Origin of the sequence: Haladaptatus sp. AB643 (assembly GCF_024136975.1) — an archaeon.
In the GTDB taxonomy this organism is placed as follows: domain Archaea; phylum Halobacteriota; class Halobacteria; order Halobacteriales; family Haladaptataceae; genus Haladaptatus.
The window spans coordinates 757,146-778,070 of record NZ_JAMYJW010000001.1 but is presented as its reverse complement, the minus strand read 5'-3'; the positions used below and the strand labels follow the sequence as shown (position 1 = coordinate 778,070).

23 protein-coding genes and 1 tRNA gene are annotated in these 20,925 nt (G+C 60.4%); 15 read left to right on the top strand and 9 right to left on the bottom strand.

All coding sequences use genetic code 11. The features are described from left to right. Positions 1–2: 2 nt before the first annotated feature. Positions 3–167 carry a hypothetical protein gene (locus tag NKF25_RS03965; protein WP_253225403.1) on the bottom strand — a complete coding sequence of 55 codons (165 nt, stop codon included), beginning with the start codon at positions 165–167 and terminating at the stop codon, positions 3–5. A gap of 349 nt (positions 168–516) precedes the next feature. Between NKF25_RS03965 and NKF25_RS03960 the strand changes: the two genes are divergently transcribed. Next, positions 517–3,600 (top strand): adenosylcobalamin-dependent ribonucleoside-diphosphate reductase, encoded by a 3,084-nt coding sequence (locus tag NKF25_RS03960; RefSeq protein WP_253225402.1) that lies wholly within the window; start codon positions 517–519, stop codon positions 3,598–3,600. Positions 3,601–3,651: 51 nt separating this feature from the next. Here the strand turns inward: NKF25_RS03960 and NKF25_RS03955 are convergent, their stop codons facing one another. The 4 genes from NKF25_RS03955 to NKF25_RS03940 are packed head-to-tail and all read right to left on the bottom strand — an operon-like array spanning position 3,652 to position 6,263. Then, on the bottom strand, positions 3,652–3,939 hold the full coding sequence (locus NKF25_RS03955) for a hypothetical protein (RefSeq protein ID WP_066141450.1): 288 nt from the start codon (positions 3,937–3,939) through the stop codon (positions 3,652–3,654). After that, on the bottom strand, positions 3,936–4,211 hold the full coding sequence (locus NKF25_RS03950; RefSeq protein WP_066141447.1) for a winged helix-turn-helix domain-containing protein: 276 nt from the start codon (positions 4,209–4,211) through the stop codon (positions 3,936–3,938). Before NKF25_RS03950 ends, NKF25_RS03955 begins: the two co-directional genes overlap by 4 nt. Before the next feature lie 40 nt (positions 4,212–4,251). After that, the gene (locus NKF25_RS03945) at positions 4,252–5,778 is read right to left on the bottom strand and encodes a molybdopterin-dependent oxidoreductase (protein ID WP_253225401.1); all 1,527 of its coding nucleotides are present in this window, start codon (positions 5,776–5,778) and stop codon (positions 4,252–4,254) included. Between the two features lie 2 nt (positions 5,779–5,780). Then, positions 5,781–6,263 carry a PGF-CTERM sorting domain-containing protein gene (locus tag NKF25_RS03940; protein ID WP_253225400.1) on the bottom strand — a complete coding sequence of 161 codons (483 nt, stop codon included), beginning with the start codon at positions 6,261–6,263 and terminating at the stop codon, positions 5,781–5,783. 181 nt (positions 6,264–6,444) lie between these two features. On the opposite strand from NKF25_RS03940, the gene NKF25_RS24135 reads away from it, so the two are divergent. Beyond that, positions 6,445–6,567: an HVO_2523 family zinc finger protein gene (locus NKF25_RS24135; protein WP_255359056.1), complete on the top strand. Its 123-nt coding sequence runs from the start codon at positions 6,445–6,447 to the stop codon at positions 6,565–6,567. Here the strand turns inward: NKF25_RS24135 and NKF25_RS03935 are convergent. Next, a complete protein-coding gene (locus tag NKF25_RS03935; protein WP_253225399.1) occupies positions 6,561–7,208 on the bottom strand; it encodes a VTT domain-containing protein in 648 nt (215 codons plus the stop codon). The genes NKF25_RS24135 and NKF25_RS03935 overlap by 7 nt on opposite strands. An 86-nt stretch (positions 7,209–7,294) precedes the next feature. On the opposite strand from NKF25_RS03935, the gene NKF25_RS03930 reads away from it, so the two are divergent. Then, positions 7,295–7,657 carry a DUF5830 family protein gene (locus NKF25_RS03930; RefSeq protein ID WP_253225398.1) on the top strand — a complete coding sequence of 121 codons (363 nt, stop codon included), beginning with the start codon at positions 7,295–7,297 and terminating at the stop codon, positions 7,655–7,657. Positions 7,658–7,707: 50 nt separating this feature from the next. On the opposite strand, the gene NKF25_RS03925 is transcribed toward NKF25_RS03930, so the two are convergent. Continuing rightward, a complete protein-coding gene (locus NKF25_RS03925; protein WP_253225397.1) occupies positions 7,708–8,874 on the bottom strand; it encodes a hypothetical protein in 1,167 nt (388 codons plus the stop codon). 192 nt (positions 8,875–9,066) lie between these two features. Between NKF25_RS03925 and NKF25_RS03920 the strand changes: the two genes are divergently transcribed. The 9 genes from NKF25_RS03920 (at position 9,067) to NKF25_RS03880 (ending at position 14,841) form a co-directional block, all read left to right on the top strand. Beyond that, positions 9,067–9,218, top strand: a tRNA-Met gene (locus NKF25_RS03920). A gap of 390 nt (positions 9,219–9,608) precedes the next feature. Further along, positions 9,609–10,409 (top strand): lamin tail domain-containing protein, encoded by an 801-nt coding sequence (locus NKF25_RS03915; protein ID WP_253225396.1) that lies wholly within the window; start codon positions 9,609–9,611, stop codon positions 10,407–10,409. Positions 10,410–10,574: 165 nt separating this feature from the next. Continuing rightward, positions 10,575–10,739, top strand: a complete 165-nt coding sequence (locus NKF25_RS03910) for a hypothetical protein (protein ID WP_253225395.1) — start codon at positions 10,575–10,577, stop codon at positions 10,737–10,739. 269 nt (positions 10,740–11,008) lie between these two features. Further along, positions 11,009–11,266: a hypothetical protein gene (locus NKF25_RS03905; RefSeq protein WP_253225394.1), complete on the top strand. Its 258-nt coding sequence runs from the start codon at positions 11,009–11,011 to the stop codon at positions 11,264–11,266. A 344-nt stretch (positions 11,267–11,610) separates the two neighbouring features. Continuing rightward, a complete protein-coding gene (locus NKF25_RS03900; protein ID WP_253225393.1) occupies positions 11,611–12,417 on the top strand; it encodes a ZIP family metal transporter in 807 nt (268 codons plus the stop codon). Between the two features lie 220 nt (positions 12,418–12,637). Next, positions 12,638–12,901 carry a hypothetical protein gene (locus NKF25_RS03895; protein ID WP_253225392.1) on the top strand — a complete coding sequence of 88 codons (264 nt, stop codon included), beginning with the start codon at positions 12,638–12,640 and terminating at the stop codon, positions 12,899–12,901. Between the two features lie 117 nt (positions 12,902–13,018). Then, the gene (locus tag NKF25_RS03890) at positions 13,019–13,984 is read left to right on the top strand and encodes an aldo/keto reductase (RefSeq protein ID WP_253225391.1); all 966 of its coding nucleotides are present in this window, start codon (positions 13,019–13,021) and stop codon (positions 13,982–13,984) included. An 82-nt stretch (positions 13,985–14,066) separates the two neighbouring features. After that, positions 14,067–14,546 carry a hypothetical protein gene (locus NKF25_RS03885; RefSeq protein ID WP_253225390.1) on the top strand — a complete coding sequence of 160 codons (480 nt, stop codon included), beginning with the start codon at positions 14,067–14,069 and terminating at the stop codon, positions 14,544–14,546. Positions 14,547–14,571: 25 nt separating this feature from the next. Further along, the gene (locus tag NKF25_RS03880; RefSeq protein ID WP_253225389.1) at positions 14,572–14,841 is read left to right on the top strand and encodes a hypothetical protein; all 270 of its coding nucleotides are present in this window, start codon (positions 14,572–14,574) and stop codon (positions 14,839–14,841) included. A 2-nt stretch (positions 14,842–14,843) separates the two neighbouring features. Here the strand turns inward: NKF25_RS03880 and NKF25_RS03875 are convergent, their stop codons facing one another. Continuing rightward, on the bottom strand, positions 14,844–16,019 hold the full coding sequence (locus NKF25_RS03875; RefSeq protein WP_253225587.1) for a PLP-dependent aspartate aminotransferase family protein: 1,176 nt from the start codon (positions 16,017–16,019) through the stop codon (positions 14,844–14,846). 314 nt (positions 16,020–16,333) lie between these two features. Next, positions 16,334–18,637 carry a PQQ-binding-like beta-propeller repeat protein gene (locus NKF25_RS03870; RefSeq protein WP_253225388.1) on the bottom strand — a complete coding sequence of 768 codons (2,304 nt, stop codon included), beginning with the start codon at positions 18,635–18,637 and terminating at the stop codon, positions 16,334–16,336. A 408-nt stretch (positions 18,638–19,045) separates the two neighbouring features. Here NKF25_RS03870 and NKF25_RS03865 point away from each other — a divergent pair, with 408 nt between their 5' ends. The 3 genes from NKF25_RS03865 to NKF25_RS24130 all read left to right on the top strand — a co-directional run bounded on the left by NKF25_RS03865 (position 19,046) and on the right by NKF25_RS24130 (position 20,767). Next, positions 19,046–19,468 carry a VanZ family protein gene (locus NKF25_RS03865; RefSeq protein ID WP_253225387.1) on the top strand — a complete coding sequence of 141 codons (423 nt, stop codon included), beginning with the start codon at positions 19,046–19,048 and terminating at the stop codon, positions 19,466–19,468. A gap of 15 nt (positions 19,469–19,483) precedes the next feature. Continuing rightward, positions 19,484–20,554 (top strand): archaeosine biosynthesis radical SAM protein RaSEA, encoded by a 1,071-nt coding sequence (locus NKF25_RS03860; protein WP_253225386.1) that lies wholly within the window; start codon positions 19,484–19,486, stop codon positions 20,552–20,554. Between the two features lie 90 nt (positions 20,555–20,644). After that, positions 20,645–20,767: a hypothetical protein gene (locus NKF25_RS24130; protein WP_256486587.1), complete on the top strand. Its 123-nt coding sequence runs from the start codon at positions 20,645–20,647 to the stop codon at positions 20,765–20,767. The last annotated feature ends 158 nt before the right edge of the window (positions 20,768–20,925 follow it).

The following is a 20,925-nucleotide window of genomic DNA, read 5'->3' as shown; positions in this document are numbered from 1 at the left end:
AATCAGAACGTCAGCACGCCCGCCGCGTAGAGCGCGGCGGCGACGAGGACGACGACGATACCGACGCGAAAGAGGATGCTGATCGCGAATCGGATGGCGGCGATGAGGAGGATGACGGCGACGATGGCGACGACGATACCGACGGGCTCGATGGCGAGGGGGAACATGTGCGAAATGACACCCTACCAGTTGGTAAACGTATCGATGGTGTCGGTTTTCAATCGGTTGAGACTTGACAGACGGAAGCACGGTAATGACTCGTTACCATGGGAAATATCGTCATTCCGGTCACTTTCGCTCCGGTCTGAACACTCTTATATTGCTCGGCGTGTTACTCAGAGATAGCAAGAAGAAAAATCGCAGAGGCATCACTATTCAACTACAGTTGACATAAAGAAAGTAAGCTTAATTGGGGTTGGGAGAAATGGATTCTTCGTCACGAATGAAACGGGTCTACGTGAGAAACCAAGTGAGAATCGACGTGCAGAGTACTGAACGAACGGTGGTGGCGCGTACATGAGCGACGCGCACGAGGCGAACGCCGACGAGGTCACGCTTCCTGTCAAGCGGACGAGGGGAGAGACGCTAGAGGACCGGATGACCGGAAACGCCTATCAAAACATCCTTCCGGCGCGCTATCTCCGCAAGGACGCGGACGGCAACCTCGTCGAATCACAGGACGACCTGTTCCCGCGCGTGGCGAAGAACATCGCGCTCGCGGAGGCCGTCTACGAGTCCGAAAAGCAGGGCGTCGAACTCACCGTCACGCCCGAGCAGTTGAAGCCCGGTCACCCGCGCCGCGACGAACTCGCCGCGGAAGTGTTCGGGAAGGGAACCACGACGGAAGACGACGAAGAGACGACGCTGTCTATCTACAACGTCAACAAGTTCGCCTACGACACGGTCGTTCCCGAACTTCCCGAGGACATCCGCGACCACGTGGAGTCGGCCCGGGACGAGTTCGAGGACCTGATGGGACAGCTCTCGTTCGTCCCGAACTCCCCGACGCTGATGAACGCGGGCGACGAACTCCAACAGCTCTCGGCGTGTTTCGTGGACTCCCCGGGCGACGACATCACGGACATCCACCAGACTGCGAAGGAAGCCGCCGAGGTGTTCCAGTCCGGTGGCGGGATGGGGTATGCCTTCTGGAAACTTCGACCGTACGGTGACGCCGTCGGTTCGACCGGCGGCATCGCGTCCGGTCCGATCACGTTCATGCGCACGTACGATCAGATGTGCGAAACCATCGCGCAGGGCGGTGCCCGGCGCGGCGCACAGATGGGCGTCATGCGCGTCTCCCACCCCGACGTCATCCAGTTCATCCACGCGAAGAACAAGGACGTGAGCCTCGCCAACACGCTCCGCCTGAACGACCCCGACGACTACACGCACACGTCGTTCAAGGAAGCGCTCGAAGAGGCCCGCGAACTCATCGACGAGGACGGCCGCGTGCCGAAGCACCTCCGCAACGCCGCCGAAGGTCATCTCTCTAATTTCAACATCTCCGTCGGCGTCACGGACGACTTCATGGACGCGTTGTACAACGACGAGGAGTTCGTCTTCACCAACCCGCGGACGGAAGAACCCCACGTCGCCACCGAACACACGGAAGAGATGTACGACATGTTCGGCCTCGGCGACTACGTCACGCCGGGCGAAGTGCTCTCGATTCCGGCGAAGGTCCTCTGGGACCGCATCGTGGACGGTGCGTGGGAGAACGGCGAACCCGGAATCATCTACCTCGAACGGGTGAACAAGGAACACTCCTTCGACGTCGAGAAACACCCGGACCACCGGATTCTCGCCACGAACCCGTGCGGCGAACAACCGCTCGAAGAGTACGAAGCCTGTAACCTCGGCCATATCAACCTCTCGACGCTGGCCGACCTCGATGCGCCGGACTGGCGCGTCTGGTACGAGAACAACGGCGAGGACTACGGGTCGCTCTCGGAAGCCGTCGATGCCTTCCTCCGCGAAGGTATCGACTGGGACGAGTTCGACTACCGCATCGAGTACGGGACGCGATTCCTCGAAAACGTCGTCACGATGTCCGACTTCCCGGTCGAAAAGATCGAGCAGAAGGTTCGGGACATGCGCAAGATCGGTCTCGGCGTCATGGGTCTCGCCCAGTTGTACATCCAACTCGGCGTCCGCTACGGCTCCGAGGAGGGCAACGAAATCGCCAAGCAGTTGATGACCCACATCAACCACGAGTCCAAGTGGGCCTCCCACGAACTCGCGGAGGAACGCGGCTCGTTCAACGACTGGTCGGACTCGAAGTACGCGAACCCGACCGACTACCCCGAATGGTTCGAAGGCCAGACCGGCCTCGACGCCGAGAAGTGGACGGACGGCTTCGCGGTCCGCAACCACAACACGACCACCATCGCGCCGACGGGCACCACCTCGATGGTCGGCAACACCACGGGTGGCTGTGAACCGATTTACAACGTCGCGTACTACAAGAACGTCTCCGACGACGTGCAGGGAGACGAGATGCTCGTAGAGTTCGACGACTACTTCCTCCGCACGCTGGAGGCGAACGACATCGACATGGAAGCGGTGAAACAGGAGGCCCAAGACCAGATGGCGAACAACGAGTTCTCCGGCGTCGAGGGACTCGACACCGTTCCGGACGCCATCGGCGAACTGTTCGTCGTGACGGGCGACCTCACCGGCAAGCAACACGCCGCAGTCCAGTGTGCCTGCCAGAAGGGTGTGGACTCGGCCATCAGCAAGACGTGTAACTTCCCGAACTCCGCCAGCAAGGAGGACATGGACGAAGTCTACCGCTATATCTACGACCACGGCGGCAAGGGCGTCACGGTGTACCGCGACGGCACGCGCTCGAAGCAGGTGCTCACCACGCGGGCCGACAACGCGGAATTCGCCGACGAGGAGGAGGCGGCCGAGACCATCGTGGAGCAGATCGAGACCGTCTTCGGCGGCGTCGAAGGCTTCATCAAGAACGAGGAGGTCCAAGCCAAACTCGGCAACGAACTCGGCGACCTCCTGGACGAGGGCGTCACCGGCGGCGCGTACGCCAAGGAACGACCGCGTCCCGACGTGCTTCACGGCGTAACCCAGCGCGTCGACACGGGCTACGGCAAGATGTACGTCAACATCAACGAGGACGAGAACGGCGAACCGTTCGAGTTGTTCGCCACCATCGGCAACTCCGGCGGGTTCACCAACTCCTTCACCGAAGCGCTGGCGAAGGTCATCAGCTACGCGCTGCGTAGCGGCGTCGATCCGAACGAGATCGCCTCCGACCTGCAGGGCATCCGTAGCCCGAAGGTCGCGTGGGACAAGGGCGAGCAGATCAACTCCATCCCGGACGCCATCGGCGTCGCCATGCGGCGCTACCTCGACGGCGAAATCGAGAAGGCATCCTACCCGCAACAGAAGACGCTCGAAGAGACGGCCGACGACACCGAAACCGATGGCGGTGCCGCGAAAGCGGAAGAGAAGGACGCCTCCCAGTCGCTCATCGACGCGGGTGAGAGTCCGGAGTGTCCCGAGTGCGGGTCGCTCTCGCTGTACTTCTCGGAAGGCTGCAAGACCTGCGAGTCCTGTGGCTGGAGCGAGTGCTCGTAGATAGGTCGAGAGAATAGAATTCGATTTTTCGGTTGCGTTTTTTCGATTTCGCTACTTCACCGTCACCCACGTCAGGAACACGAGGGCGACGAACTGGAGCGTCCGGAGCACCAACACCGCTTGCTGTACCGCCGGATTTCCGGAGTAGAACATCTGCATGCCGAAGAAGTAGTAGAGGGCGACGACGTTTTCGGCGAGCATCACGAGGGCGAAGGCCAACAGTCCGAGGACGAGCGCGGTACGGAACTTCAGGTAGCTTCGCACCCAGACGCCCACCAGTACGGCGAGCAGGAGGATGTTCACGACCGCGAGTCCGCTTGCGAGTTGTATCGAATTCATTCTATCTGCTCCATGATTTCCTCGAATGCGTCCCGATGGTGTTCGAACCGGTCGGTGAGAAAGTAGAGTTTGCCGTACTCGTTGTCGCCCGGTTCCACGACGCCGTGGTCGACGAGCATGTCGAGGTGATGTCGGATCGTTTTGTACTCCACGCCGAGTTCCGACGCCAGTTGGTTGGCGTTTCGTGGGCGCTCCGAGAGGGCGCGAATGATACGCGCGCGATTTTCACCGCCGCGTGTCGCTGTGAGTAGATACCAGAGCGCCTTATCCATCGAACGGTCACTTGGTTGGGAGTCATGCAGCCAGATATATCTACGGCTCGATACGCTTCGACACCCACCCGGATGCCCCGTTCGGGAACGCGTTCTCCTGTTCCCTCGGCTGACGGTTCCCCTCACCGTCCGTCGCGCGAACCACCACTTCGTGCGAGCCGCTCGGCTCGTACGTGTACTCCCACTGTCGCCACACGTCCGTTCCGGGGAGCGGTTCCGAGAGGGTGGCGTCGGTCCACGACGAACCGCCGTCGGTCGAAACCTCGACGCGCTCGATACCGCGCGTCCCGGCGTAGGCGTGCCCGCCGACTTGAACGTTGCCACCATCGAGATGGTTGACGGCGTGGAGTTTGGCGACGGTGTTGACCGGGCCGGTCCCGTGCCAGCCGTTCTTCTCCCAGTAGCCTTCCGCCTTCTGCTCCAACACCTGGATCTCGGTGATCCACTTCACGTTGATTTCGCCCCAGTGACCGGGAATCAGCGCGCGAACCGGATAGCCGTGGCTACGGGGAAGCGGTCGGCCGTTCATCTCGTAGGCCAGAAAGCCATCCTTGAGCGCCGCGAGGGGGAACTCCTCGTAGTAGTTGTCGGCCGCCCGAAACATGACACAGCATTCGTCGGAAACGGTCGTCCCGTCCAATAGCGCCGAAATCGGCACGCCCGTCCAGAGCGCGTTGTCCATTTTCTTCCCGTTCAGCGACTCGCCGACACAGCGGAGCGTGATGAACCGATGTTCTTTGTCCATCGATTTGAGGTCGGAGAGACTGAAGGACAACTCCTCCTCAGCGGCACCCGTCACCCGAAGGTTCCAGTCGGAGGCCGAGACGACGGGGTCCACGCTGTTGATGTCCACCTGATAGAAATCCTCGCTCACCAAGCCTTCGAGTCCGCCGACGGCGAGCGATTTGTCCTCGGCTTCGGCGAGCAACGAACCCACGTCCGCGGCCACCGGCCCGGACGGTTTCGGCGTATCGCCACCGCTGCCACGTCCAGAGCCGAGTACGCCACCGATGCCACCGATCGCGATGGTCCCGGCGATAGCCTGGAGGAGACTCCTCCGCGCTGCCGAAATAGAATCGGTGCCAGAACCGGTCGAACCGGCCGATCCGATTGTAGCCGTCGAGCCGAACGATGCGGCGGCGACGACCAGTCCGGCGCCGATTCCGGCCCCCAACGCGGAGATGAGAGCGCCCGTCAACGCCAGTGCAGGCACAACACAGAACAGGCCGACCGCGAGGGACGCAGGGACGGGGGCGGGAATCGCATCCGCCGCTCGCGTCCCGATGGCCGCCGTCACCGCGAACAGCAGGACGGTCAGGGTGAGCGCCAGCAGGAACCCGAGTTGGTCGCCGAGGTCCCCGAGCGTCTGTATCGACCACGTGATGACCGCGCTCGGCGTGGTTGCGACGACGAACGTGCTGACCGGCGCGGCGACGAACGACGGGGTGAACCCGACTGCGGCGTACGACCCGGCGACGGCGGCGATTCCGGCGAGGAGTGCGATCGCTCCCTCGGCCGCTACGACAGGAAGATCGCCTCGATCAGTTTCGCGCAGGTCGTCGGTCATGGTTATCGGTTCCGTGCGATGTACAGTGCGCCAGCGACCAGTGCGACCAGCGCGACACCGATACCGAATCCGGGGAGGGAGTTGCCCGAACCGCCGCTCTCCCCGTCGTTCATCGTGTCGTCCGTCGTGGTGTCGGACATGTTGTCGTCACTCATGTTGTCGTCGGTCGTATCGGTCATCTCGTCGTCCGTCATGTTGTCGTCCGTCATCGTCCCGTCGTCCATCTCGTGAGTCGTGGTCATGTTATCCGAACCGTTGTGCATGCCATCGTCCATCGAGTCGTTACCCATCTCGTCGGTCGTGGTCGTCATGTTGTCGTGCATGCCGTCGTCCATCGTCCCGTTGTGCATCGTCTCCGTCGTCGTCGAACTCTGGGCGAGTTGAACGGGGGAAACGTCATCGACCGGCGTTCCGGCGCTCACCGTGAGCGGAACGGCACAGACGGTCAGTACGAGAGCCACTGCGAGTGCGTGTTTGAATCGCATATCCGAATCGAGTTCTCGTCGCTAAATAGCCGTTTTTCGAACTCCAACCCCACTCCCTTCGCACTGTCTTCCACTCTCTTCCAAATTACTTCCAAATTCGAGATGCAGTGCAGATGTGGGGATCACGTCCCGGACACCACCGACGGAAAACGTGATACCTCACGGGGCTCGTGTTACGAATATGGAAGAGACGCCGAAAGGACGGCCCTGTCCGTTTTGCGGTGCGTCGATGATGCATCGCCATTGCAAGTACGTCTGCCCGCAACACGGCGTCGTCTACGACTGTGCGGACACGTTCTACTGATCGTCGGTGTAGGCCCGGTAGGCGGGACCGGCCAACAACAGAATCCCCCCGAGCGCGGCGGCGACGATGAGCATCCAGTTGTCCTCGATCCCGTCGAGCGAGAGCGTGTCCAGCGAACTTCCGGCGAGGACGGCGACGACCATCCACGGCACTTCGCCGATCGCCGTTCCGAGGAGGAACGAGCCATCGGAGACGTTCGAGAGTCCGGCGGCCGCCGAGACCGCATCGGAGGGGACGGGAAACAGACGCGAGGCGATCATCCCGCGCAGGTCTCCCGTCGTGTCGAAAAACCGTTCTCCGGAGTCACCGAGGCGGCCGAAGATGCCCGAATCGACGCGGAAGTACCGGGCCGCCACGAACGGAAGATACGCACTCATCACGGTCCCACAGAGCGCGGCCGGAAATCCGACGACCGGCCCGTACACGTAGCCGACGGCGACGGCGACCACTGTCGTCGGCCACGCGAACATCGGGCGGACGAGATAGACGGCGAGAAACAATCCGCCCGCGAGAATCGGCGTCTGCTTGACGTGCTTTACCTGCTCGATGAGGAATTTTGGCGAGAGAAGGACGCCAGCGACGACGACCACCGTGACCACCGCGATACCGGTTACTTGTCGTCGATTCCCCGAAAGTTCCATCTGACCAATCGTTGCCGGAGGAGTGGTTAAATTCTTTCCACCCGAGCGCGCAACGCTTAATCCGCTTCGTATCACAGCCATAAACGATGGACGCGGACGCCGACCCCGTGGCGATGGGGGTCGAACTGTTGAGCAAGCTAGAACAACCGGAACTGTCGGTCGCGGAGGCGGTGGACCGTATCGAGACGATCACGACCGACCCGACGACGACGCGAACGATCCTCGACGAGGCCGAAAAACGCGGCGTCATCGACCGAGAAAACGGAATCATTCGACCGAGTGGCGGTGGGTTCGTCCGCTTCGAGAGCCAAGTCGTGACGAAGGAGGGCGATTTTACCTGCCGTCGCTGTGGCACCGGCATCTCGACGGGCCATTTCATCCGCCTCGACGCGGGCGAACTCGGCCCGTTCGGCTCCTCCTGCATCCGGAAGGTAACCGGGCGGGAATAGAAATCAGGTAGGAAGGGAAACCGAACGAGGGTGGAATCGGATGAAGGTTCCTACCGTCCGCGACTGAGTTCGGCGATGAGTTGCTCGATGGTTTTCTGCTGTCGTTCGAGCAGTTCGTTCTGTCGTTCGACCGTTTCGGTCAACGCCGCGAGTTGGGATTCGACGGGGTCGTCCAGATTCTCGCTCGCGGACTCGAAGCCCGAGTCGGCGAATCCGGTGGGTTCGTCCGACGAGGGTTCCTCGGATTCCGGTTCGGTCGCTACCGCGCTCGTCGTAGTCGACGTGTTCGACGTTGTCGTCCCCGTCGCCTCCGTCCGATCGGACGCTTCCTCGGTGGATGCGGCTTCGGCGACGGTGGAGGTTCGTGATTCAGCCGTCGTTTGCGGTTCAGCCGCAGTTTGTGATTCGGTCGTAGTCTGCGGTTCACTGTCGCCGAGCGGGTCGTCGCCGGGCGTATCGATTATCTGCCCCTCGGTGTCCAGTTCGGGTGGGTTCGCGTCGAGGGGTTTGACGCCGCCGCCGAACACGTCGTCGTCTTCGAGCGAGACGTTCTCGTCGGGTTCCGGTTCCGGATCCTCGGGAGTCACGCGTTGCTCGAACTCGGCATAACTTCCCACGTCGTGGTAGGACAGCAGTCCCTGCTCGATTCGTTCACGAACCTCCCGCGTCCGGTCGGTCGGGGTTTTGATCCGCTGTGGGCGACCATCTGCTTCGATGATGATCTGCGAGGAGACGTTTCCTTCCTCGACATCGAGACGCGTCACGTCCGCGAAGTGGAACTGCTCGAAGTCCGTATCCCAGATAGCCTCGCCGACGTGTTTCACGACGCGCGCGCTCGTGAGGACGAGTGTCAATTCACTGAATTGGTAGGTCTGGAGGACTTGTTCGTTCGAGTCGGTGACACCTGCGCCGTTCAGCACGCCAGCGATGACGGGATGAAGCGCATCGTGGAGACGTTTGGACGGAATTTTGAACTGCTCTGTGCCGTCGATGCCGTAGTCGAGCGTGATGGAGGACTTCCGTCGACCTTCGGAGACGGTGATTCGCTCCGCGTCGTGCGGATATTCTTCGACGGATTCGTCGCTGAGCAAGCCGTCGGCGCGGTAAATGAGCGTCCGCGTCGGCGTCACGTAGAGGGTGTCTTCCCCTCCGAGAGATACTTTGGCGGCAACGTGTTCGTCACCGAGGCTGGACTGGACGATTCCCGGAACGTTCATGATGGGAATGGTCATGCCCATGTCTTAAAACCGATGGGTAGACACGACAGGGGGAAAACTCATATCGTCTCGAACACTAACTGGGACGGTTCGCGCGTGGACAAAATCGAGCGACGCGGTGGCAATCGACACTCTCACATCCTCAATCGAGATGGGAACTTTAAAGAGTACCAGTTGCCTACCCGTAATTGAGCCCGGGTGGCTTAGCTGGACATAGCGCCGCACTCATAGGGTTCTGAGATTTGGCGCTCAGGCCTTGGAAGCCTCCCATGCGCCCGAGAGACCCCGCCAGGTCTCGAATCTGGGACATGCGGAGATCGAGGGTTCGGAGCCCTCCCCGGGCATCGTATTCTTACGAAAAACTAATCCTTCGTAGCCGTCGGTGTGGTAGGTCGTGTAATGGTGTCGAACGGCTAGTACATCGGGTTCTTTCGACACGAAACGCGACTCCCTCGGGTGAACCACATAACGGTGATCTGTCGTGATTTTATTTCCCATCACGATCCAAAAATAGATTCCTGGAAGAATATTGTCTAGTTTCTGATTCGAAATGTCCATCCGCTATACCACCCCAATATCGCCGGATGGCACCGTTATTGACTCAATGGAATGAGCTCAATTTTAGGAAGTTATCGCTAAAGTTGTCAACTCATCCCTAAATTATATTCCCGTAGATATGAACTTCAGTGACCAAATCATGTTAAGTGTATAATCTGTGTTGGTGCGAATGTATCATGGAGCCCACTCGAAGAACAGTTCTTGCTGGGATAGGAGCGACACTCGCGATCGGCGGCGGTGCAACACAGGCGTTCGGACAGCAGGACGGCACACCGGCGTTCGAAGTGCTGAACGTATCGGCCACCGAGGATACCATCACCTTCTACAACGATAGCGGTGGATCGGTCGATCTCTCCGGGTGGACCGTCGACTTCGAATACGGAAACGACAGCGTGGACCAGACCGGCACGATTCCAAGTGGGACGACGGTCGGGTCCGGGGGGATAATCAAAATCGCCTCCGGTGCGGTATCGGTCGACGACGCCGATGTCGTCGTCCAACCGCCGTTCGACGAACGGGTCATCAAGCGGAACCGCAGCGACGTGATTGCACTCCTCGATTCCAACGACAACGAAGTCGCAAACAGCGAGGACGACATGTTCGGTGGGGGATCCGGTGGTTCCGGCGGTGGCGACGACACCTCGACGACGACCGACGAGACATCGACCACGGAAGAGGACAGTACGACGAGCGAAGAAACCACGACGGAAGAGGAAACCACTACAACGAGCGAAGAAACCACGACGGACGCTAACGACGGGACAACCACGACTACGACAGACGGTAACGAGACAACCACTACCGACGACGGAACAACGTCGACCACGACCACTACCGACGACGAGACTTCCGACGGATCGAACGACACCACCACTACCACCAGTGACAGTTCCAGCGGGTCGGATGATTCCGACATCAGCACATCGTCGAACGGCTCGGAGTCAAGTTCGAACAGCGGTGGCACGGACAACTGCTGACAACGGCTGAGAACGGACGATTTTGTTCGTTTTTTTTTTCACGCGAGACGTCGTGAAAACGGCCGACAACGACGATTATGCGAACAGTGGGTGGAGTTTCTTCGATTCTGTTTTTCGTCGGACGACTCCTTCGAATCGTCGCTCGTTCGAGGACTCATATCGATCATGAGCCACCTGTTCGCCGACGCCGGTCGGCGACTCCTCGATAACGGGGCACGAACGGAACTCGTCGTCTCCGAAGTGAACCTCCAATCGACCACGTTTCCCCCATCCCTCGTTTACCGCCCGAACGGGATCCGATTTTGGAACGGTACGGAGAGCGATCAATGATCAGTACACGACCAAACGGGAAGAAATGTAATCTATCCTCATACAGAATGAATCAGTTGAGATAGTCGAGAATGTCAGTTATCACCCCATACAGAACCGGATTGGAGATATCGTTTCTAATCGAATGATAAAAGGTCTAAGCGTTTTTGAAGGAGTTATGAAACGTCGATAAATCGACACGGGCGGGTGAAATGTCGTGAATTTCTGTTTACTCTCGGCCTGTTATATGACCCCTCCAGTCATAGAGAGAAATACATCCCGAAGAAATCATGTCCAGTCCTCCAACGCTACGGAACGAACGCGCATCGAACTTCGAATTCCCCGACCAGCACGGCGTCGGGACGGCGGTGAAAAAGCTCCTCATGCCGGTCCAATTCGTCGGCTTCTGGTCGGCGGTTGCGCTTCCGTTCGGATATCTTCCCCTGCTCTACGGGAGTCGCCTCGCCCCCTCCATCGACGTGCTCGGCCCGCTCCTCGTGCTCAACCTCGTCGCGATGTTCGTCGGCCACGGCTACAAGAGCGATTGAGGACGACGAACACGAACCGCCCGTGCCCCCTGCATTGGGACTCCAAACCCGTTCCAATACCCCGGATTCACGCCCTGAATCTACCCTAATCCTCTCCATTCGATTTTCCCGGTTCGTTTCGATACACCGAATATCTTCCGACGGTTTTCCATCGATTCTCGTCGTCGATCACTCGTCTTTTGCCTCCGACGAGTTTTGCTTGACGAGACATATCAGAGAATGAAGAAAGTAATTTTTCCGATTCTTAAACTGTTGTTCCCACAATAGCCCTATAGAGTTTAGGCCTACCAAAAAATGGTAACTAGAATGATAACTATTAACCGCATCGAGTACCTACCCGAAGTATGGATCTCTTTGCGAATCTGACGTTGGTGTTCATCGCGGGCTTGATCACGGCACTGGCGACCGGTATTGGTGCGCTCCCATTTTTTCTCGTCCAGGAAGTGAACGACCGTTGGAACGTCGTCCTTTGGGGACTCGCATCGGGGATCATGGTCTCGGCATCCGTCTTCGGGCTTATCTCCGAAGGGTTATCGAGTGCAAACGGTGGCAGTGTACAGGGCGTCGTCATCGGATTACTGGTCGGCGTCGCACTCGTCGTCGTCAGCGACTACGTCATCTCCGGGGCGGACGTGAACCCGAAGAAGTACGAAGAGGCGGATTTCAAGAAACTCGTCCTCATCCTCGGCGTTCTCACCGTCCACAGTTTTCCGGAAGGTGTCGCCATCGGCGTCTCGTTCGCGGACCTCGGATTCCAAGGCGGCTACCACTTCGACGGATTCGTGATTCCCCTGCTCGCCATCTTCATGACCGCTGCCATCTCGATTCACAACATCCCGGAGGGGGTCGCCATTTCCATCCCGCTCAACGCGATGGGCGTGGGAAAGTGGCGGATGGTCTGGTGGTCGGTCTTTTCCAGCCTTCCGCAACCGATCGGTGCGGTCATCGCCTTCTACTTCGTGCGTAGCGCACGCGGGTTCCTTCCGATGGGCTTCGGATTCGCCGCGGGTGCCATGATTTACCTCGTCCTCTCGGAGTTCATCCCCGAAGCGCTCGAAGTCGGGCAGAGCCTACCGGGAGATGGACACCGCGAACTGGTTTCAGGGCTCACCCTGGGCGTGCTGTTGATGCTCCCACTGGCGTTCATCTGAACCCTGTTGCAAACCCGCCCACTGATACCGTCCTTCACGAAAAACACGGGTTCTCAGACCGGTTCAAAAACGATTTTAAATCAAATAGGACGATTTGGGAGAGTTAGAGGGAGATAGACAGGTCCGTTCATCAACGGTAAACGGTGTGAATCCATCCCAACGCTCTGCCCGTTATAAGGGGTATCTCGTCTACGATTTAGCCGGGCACGGGTGTGCTACCATGTCGGGAACAACCTACAAGAACGATGGTGAGTCGCTCGCCGTCGGCCGCCGGAAACTCACCGCACTGCACGCACGATTCAACGAGCATTCGCTGACGACGCCGATCCAGTTCGTTGGCTTCTGGTCGGCAGTCGTCTTTCCGTTCTGCTATCTCGTTTTACTCCTGAATGGTCTCTCTGACGCAGAGATGACCGTCTTCTTCTGCCTGCTTGGCTGTAACGTCATCTCCCTCCTCATCGGACACGCGTACGGACGGAAGTAACAGACCACTGGTCCGCCCTATTCGAGTCCCCGCTGTCGCCCTCCGGTCCCTGCCGTTCTGCTCGGCCAGTCGCCTTCCTTCGCTCGATTTAACCGTCATGCACGAATACGATGCGATATGGAGCTCGAAACCGTATCGCTGGGGAACACCGGAACGAAAGTAAGCGAAATCGCGTTCGGAACGTGGCGATTCGGTCACGAAAACGACGAAGGCGAGGTCGAAATCGACGAGGACCGTGCTCACGAACTGCTCGACGCCTACGCCGACGCGGGCGGGAACTTCATCGACACCGCCGACATGTACGGCGACGGGGAGAGCGAGCGATACATCGGAAATTGGCTCGCCGACCGTGACCGCGAGGACTTCATCATCGCGTCCAAGATATACTGGCCGACCCGGAAGGACGACCCGAACGGCCGCGGTCTCTCCCGGAAGCACCTGCGACGACAGATGGACCTCATTCTGGACCGCCTCGGCACCGACTACGTCGACCTGCTCTACATCCACCGTTGGGACGACGAAACGCCCGCAGGCGAGTTCATGCGGACGCTCGACGGCTTCGTCCGTGACGGGAAGGTGAACTATCTCGGCACCTCGACGCTCGAACCCAACGCGTGGAAGGTCGTCAAGGCTAACGAGATGGAGTACGAGCCATTCCGCCTCGCACAGCCCCGCTACAACCTCGTCAACCGGGAAACCGAACCGAACTACATCCCGATGTGTGAGGATTACGACATCGGTATCATCCCGTGGTCGCCGCTGGCCGGTGGCTTCCTGACCGGCAAGTACGAACGCGACGAGGAACCGGCGGCGGGCACCCGCGGTGCGACCGACCAGCAGTTTCGCGACAGTTACCTCACCGAGGAGAACTTCGACGTGCTGGACGTCGTCGAAGAAGTGGCTGACGAAATCGGGACGACGCCCGCGAAGGTCAGCCTCGCGTGGTTGCTCGAACACGACGCCGTCACCGCACCCATCATCGGCGCACGAACCGTCGAACAGTTGGACGAGAACCTCGCCGCGACCGAGGTGTCGCTCACCGACGACCAGTTCAAGCGACTGACGGACGCGAAATCGGCGTAATCTCCGGAGCCAAGCGTTTTTGATGGAGAGCGAACGATTCGATAGTATGGACGGTACCGACCATCGAACGGGGCGATGACGAATGAGCGACGACGATCCGCCGTTGACCAGGGTTCGCCGGGCGAAGAGTCGACCGTCGGCACCCTCCCGAATCGACGGCGGGGCAGTCGCGGTCGGACTGATCATCACGCTCGGCGCGCATCTCGTTCCCGCGCTCCTCGTGCTCGTCGGCGTGTTCGACACGCTGTTCGGCGCGGCGGCCCTGGCCAGCACGCTGGCGTTTCCGGTCGGTAGCTACGTCACGGGGAAGTTCGTGGGAGGTAATTCGGTTCGCGGTGGGGTTCACGGACTGCTCACCGCCGCCATATCGCTCGTGATTCTCGCGGGAGGGGCCGCGTTGTTCGTCGGGGCTGACGGACTGGTCGCGGAACTCGGCAAATGGCTCGTCGCCGACAGCGACACCTCCGTCGTCGCCGGGACGGTCGTCTGTCTGCTGCTGGTTGGTGCCCTCTCCGGTGCACTCGGTTCGAAACGGGTGTCACCGAGACAACCGAACGACTAACTGATTCGAACGAGGAGCCTCAGGTATGGAACGGCATCAAAAGCGGGGAATCGGGTCCATCATTATCGGTGTCACGACGGCCCTCGCATTTCTCGTCGGTTCCACTCTCGTTTCGCCGTACGCGATACTCGGATCGATTGCCGGGCTACCGCTCGTCGCCATCGGCGTCATGCAGTTCCGTGGCCCGAACCGCGTCGCGGACCCGGAGTCCGCGAGCGCAGTACAGCGACTCGCGATTTTAGCCCTCGCCGCCGTTTCGTTCCTCGTCGGAATGGCGGTGTTCTGGTACCTCTAAGGCTATTCTAGCGCTTCGAACGCCGACTCCAGGTCGGCGATGAGGTCCTTCGGGTGTTCCACGCCGACGGACACGCGCAACAACGAATCCGAGATGCCGATTTCCTCGCGTTCTTCCGGCGTCAGCGGCGCGTGAGTCATGCTCGCCGGGTGCTCGATGAGCGATTCGACGCCGCCCAGACTGACGGCCAACGGGAACTCGTCCAGTTCGGCGACGAAGCGCTCCACGGTTTCGAGGCCGCCGTCGATTTCGAACGAGAGGACGCCACCGCCGCCGTCCATCTGACGCTGGGCGAGTTCGTACTGCGGGTGGGATTCGAGTCCGGGGTAGTACACCGTCGAGACCGCGTCGTGTTCGTCGAGGTACGCGGCGATTTCGGCGGCGTTGGACTCGTGCTGACGCATCCGGAGCGGGAGCGTTTTCAACCCGCGGAGGGTGAGGAAGGCGTCGAACGGCGCGAGCATGTTGCCCATGCCGACCTGCTGGAGGAAGCCGATTTCGTCGGCGAGGTCGGCGTCGTCCGTGATGACGGCACCGCCGATGGAGTCGCTGTGGCCGTTCAGGTACTTGGTCGTGCTGTGGACGACCACGTCGGCGCCGAGTTCCAGTGGCTGCTGGAAGTACGGCGAGAGGAAGGTGTTGTCCACGCCGAGGGTCGCATCGACGGACTCGGCGATGGAGGCGATTGCTTCGATGTCACAGAGTCGAAGCAGGGGGTTCGTCGGCGTCTCCATCCAGATGAGGGCGGTGTCGTCGCGGACGGCGTCGGAGACGGCGTCGGTGTCCCGGGCGTCCACGAAATCCACGGCCACGTCGAGGCGCTCGCGGAACAACTCCTTGAGCATCGTCTTGGTGCCGCCGTACAGGTCGTCGAACGCGACGACGTGGTCGCCGGGCCGAACCGACGCCGTGATGGTGGCGACGATTGCGGAGGTTCCGGAGGCGAAGGCCATCCCGTAGTCGCCGCCTTCGAGCGCCGCAAGTCGGTGTTCAAGCGCATTGCGAGTCGGGTTGGCGAGACGCGAGTAGAGATACTGGTTCTCGTCGGGATCCAAATCCTCGAGACCCACGTCCGGGTCGATACCGCCCGCCTCGTACGTCGATGCGAGGTGAATCGGCATCGTCACGTCGCCTGCTCGTTCGTGATGGGGCGGTTGTTCCGCGTGCGTCACCGCCATCGTTTCGAATTTCGGGGAGTCTCCGGATTCGTCGGACATCCTATCGTCCCGTTCGAGAACCAGACTTAGAAGCTTTCGATCCGGCATATGTTGCCATGCGCCGCGAGAATGGCGATCCTTTCTGAATTATCGTGAGACATCGGGATGAAAATTTTCCGAGATGTTTCGGCTAAACTCAGGCGTCGAATCAGCGATTTCGGACGGCGATTCGCTCGCGCGCGTGCGCTCCGGTCGGTTGGAATGGCCGCGTCGGCGACGGAAGAACGGTCACGCCAAGACGAGGAGAAACAAACGGGTCCGGAGCGTGCCCGTCGCTATTCGTCGCGGTCGAAGGAGTAGACGAAGCAGAGGAGTCCACTACCGACCTGTTCCACGCTCGGGACGTATACCGCGTCGTCCGCGACGACGGGTGATTCGGCTATCGTGCCGGTCGTCTCCCAGCGTTCGGTCCGGTTCCCGTCACTGTCGAACGCATACACCCGCCTGTTCGCCGCGAAGTAGACGGTGTCGTCCACGGCGACGGGTGCGGTGACGACGCCATCTCCTTCCGCGTTGCCCTCGAATCGCCATCGTTCGGTTCCGTCGTCGGCCGACAGTTGGACGAGTAGCGGTGTTTCCCCGAACCCGAGCGTCGCGTACAGGGAATCGCCGTCGACGGCGATTCCGTCGATAGGCATGTCTGTCACTTGGGTACTCCACAATTCGCTTCCGTCGGCCACGTCGAACGCCAACACGTTGTTCGGTTCGTCGTCGCTCGTGCCGTTGACGCCGACGTAGGCGATTCCGTCCTCGACGGCGAGACCGGTGTACATGAGACGGTGGTACACCGACCAGCGAATCGTCCCGTCGGTTCGGTCGATCGCGTAGAGGTGGCTGTACGCCCCATAGAGGATGTCGTCGTCGGTTACGACGAAGTCGGTTCGGGGGGAGTGAATGGGCGAGCAATCATCGCCGGTGAGGACCCACTCCTGTTTTCCGGTGTCGGCGTCCAGCGCGAAGAGTTGTTCGTCGGAGTACGCGTACACCGTTCCGTCCTCGGAGGCGGTTATCTGATGAACCCGACTATCGAACGAGTGTCTCCATTGCACCGTTCCGGCCTGTTCGTCCAGCGCGTACAGCAAGTCCTCGCCGGTGTTGTCGCCCTCGCCGACGACGAAAACGGTTCCGTTGGCGGAGACGGGAGCGAGATAGAGTTCGATTTCCTCCTCGAACCGCCATCGTTCCGTTCCGCTCTCATCGTTGATGGCGACCACGTCCCAGCCGGTTCTGCTGTACACCGTTTCCTCGCCGACGGCGGGCGAAAGGTTCGAATTCCGGATGAATTCCTCTGTCGTCTCGGACGCGATTTCGAACCGCCAGTTCGTGCCGTCCGGTGCCGTGGGCGCGAGCGCGTAGACGTAGCCCATGTCGTCGCCGACGTAGAGCGTCCCGTCCGCGATGGTCGGCGACGCGGGTTGGTACGCGTAGTGACTCACGTCACGCGGTTGGTATCGCCACAACACGTCGCCGGTTTTCGCGTCGAGTCCGAACGCACCGATTTCGTCTTTCGTGGCGAACACGCCGTCGTTAACGACGTACACGATGCCATCGGCGACGCTGAGCGACGACGACGAACCACCGACTTCCGACGAGTGCCACAACCTCGTTCCGGTCGCACCGTCGAGAGCGAACGGATTACCCGACTCCGTGATACAAAACAGCGTTCCGTCCGCGTACGCGGACGAACCGCCGAAATAGTCGGAGCCATCGTACGACCAGCGTTCCGTTCCGTCGTCCGCGTCGTACGCCATGACGTACTCCCGATTGTCCGCGTAGACACGGCCGTCGGCGACGGTCAGTGCTGCGTGCGGATTGCGATTTTCTTCGACGTGCCACTGTTCGGTACCGTCGTCGGCATCGAGGGCGTGGATTCCGTCGTCCGCTACGAAGTAGGCCATCCCATCGACGACGGCGGGAGCGTACATCTCCCCCGAGGCGTCGACGGACCATCGCTCGGATCCGTCCACCAAATCGAGGGCGTACAGTCCGTCCTCGTCCGCGGAGACGTACACCGTTCCGTCGGTGACCGTCGTCGGGGAGAGGATCCAATTGTTTTCCGTGTCCGCGTTGTCGAAGGCCTTCGTCCACTGCACGCTCCCGTCAGAGATGTTGCGGGCGTGGAGGACGCCGTGGACGGACGCGAGTACCACGTCACCGACGATGGTGGGACTGAGATTGTGCGTCTGCTGTCCGTCTTTCTGCGGCGTACCGTTCTGTAGCGATACCTGCCAGTCGGTTTCCCTCGTCTCCAAATCGAACGCGGTCAGCGTCCCGTTGGTGTCGACGGTGTATCCCGTGCCATCGACGATGGTCGGCGGGGAGATGATGTCTCCACCGTCGCCGATTTGCTTGCTCCATTCGACGAAGGGATACTCCGACGGCGCACTACCCGGTGAGTGACCGGTGTTCGCGGCATCGTACTGGAACGTGGTCCAACTCTCATCATCGAGGAGGGGCGTGGAGGGCGTATCTCCGTCTGCGAGGACGCCGAGGTTCGTTCCGGTTGCACCGGCGATGCCCGTGGCCCCGACGGCGAGGCCGACCGTCTTCAAAAACGTACGTCGTGTATCTTCCGGCATACGAGACATGGAAGGAACGGCACCCTATTTGCTATCAGGTTTCTAAGGACTCTCCCGCGTTGTTTCTGCCTAGCATAATTGATTGGATCGGCACAGGTCATGTGTGAGTCACATCGTCAGAAAAAGACATTTCCCTGTTATTTGTGCGGCTCCGATAATTCATCAGTAATATCGGCTAGTAGGTCAATTTTCCAGCCATTTCGTTCCAGTTTAAAATCACTGTTGTACTCGTTGTCAGTTGAACCCCTATTGTTGTCTCACCTAACTGTCCGATAATGATGAATAATGGCGATAGTTCGGCGAGGTTCGAGGTTCGGTGAAGCTATTTGCCCCACGTTCGGGGGGAATGGTCTCGTCTCGCGGGCGAACCGTCGTCCTTTACAAATCTCCCGACGATGAGACGAACGAATGACTCGGTCCCGAATCGAATCCGTCCGCCTCCGATGGCTCCTCGTGATTCTCGTCGCGACCGTCATCTGTTACTTCTCGGTGTTCGCGTCGCCGGACGTCGGCGTGGAGAAACTCGGTCCTCTCGGGGTCGTCGGCCGGGACAAGTGGTTTCACGCGAGCGGCTACGCCGTGCTCGCCGCCACCATCGCCGCCGCGCTCTCGGCGTCTCGCCCCGACTATCGACGGGTCGTGGTCTTCGCGGTCGGGGTCGTGGCGGCCGTCGTCTTCGGTATCGCCATGGAGATTGCACAGATACCGGTCCCTCGGGACCCGTCGGTGTGGGACGCGCTCGCCGACACGGTCGGAGCGGTCGTCGGCGCACTGGCCCTCACCTGCTCGCGGCGCGTCGCCCGACGAGACGAAGCCGATTTACGCTCGTAACCGTTTTCTCCGACAATGAGTACGCCGACGCCCGAGAGCTACGAGCGGGGCAAGGGCATGGACGCCCACAACTCCGTGATGCGCGATATTCGCGCCCGGAAGGAGAAGCACTACGACCCACACGAACCGACACGGGTGTGGTTGGACGAGGACAACACGCCCGACGGCGTCTACCAGAGTTTGACCATCATCCTCAACACCGGCGGCTGTCGCTGGGCACGCGCCGGTGGCTGTACGATGTGCGGGTACGTCGCCGAATCGGTCGAGGGCGGCAGCGTCCCCCACGACGCGCTGATGGATCAGATCGACGTCTGTCTCGAACACGAACGCGAGGGAGCAGACGAGAAGAGCGGCCTCATCAAAATCTACACCTCGGGGTCGTTCCTGGACGAGCGCGAAGTCGGCGCGGAGACGCGGAAGGCCATCGCCGAGACGTTTTCCGACCGCGACCGGATCGTCGTGGAGAGCCTGCCGGACTTCGTCACCCCCGAGAAGCTACGGGACTTCCGCGAGGAGGGACTGGAGACCGACGTGGCCATCGGGCTGGAGACGGCGAACGACCGCGTTCGCCACGATTGCGTGAACAAGTACTTCGACTTCGACGATTTCATCCAGGCCAGCGAGAACGCCGCATCGGTCGGAGCGGGTATCAAAGCATACCTGCTGATGAAGCCGCCGTTTCTCTCGGAACCGGAAGCCGTCCAGGATATGAAGGAGTCCATCCGGAAGTGCGCCGAGTACGCCCACACCGTCTCGATGAACCCGACGAACGTCCAGCGGTACACGATGGTCGACGAACTGTACTTCCGGAACGGCTACCGTCCACCGTGGCTCTGGAGCGTCTGTGACGTGCTGGAGGACACCGCCGACGCCCCGGCAATCGTCGTTTCCGATCCCGTCGGGCACGGTAGCGACCGTGGCGCACACAACTGCGGCGAGTGCGACGACCTCGTCCAGAAGGCCATCAAGGACTTCGACCTGCGCCAGGACCCCTCCGTGTTCGAGGAGGTAAGTTGCGAGTGTGAGCACACGTGGGATGCGGTCATGGAGCGGGAAACGAGTTATAGCCTCCCGCTGGCCCGGTAGTCAGGGCCGACTTATCGGGGCTACGGCGTGGATAACAAAGTACGTTCCACGCCATTCATCGGACGGGGGGATGGGTACCAGCCCGCAGTGATGACCAAGACAGGGGGAACGTACGAGACGGTGTTCTGTTCGAACGGCTGGGTGGAAATCCGACACCCGGAGCGAACCGCGGAGTGGATAGCTACGGACACGCCGACCGAGGTACAGCGCTGATGTACGTCGAACCGGTCGCTCTGTGGCCGTTCCTCCTGCTTTTCGTCGGCGTACTCATCGTCAGCGCAGTGTGGAAACTGCTGACGCGATAGACGGACTGAAACCAACGTCCTCGAACACTTCCGCCACGCTCGTTTCGTCGGAGAAATTTTGGTACT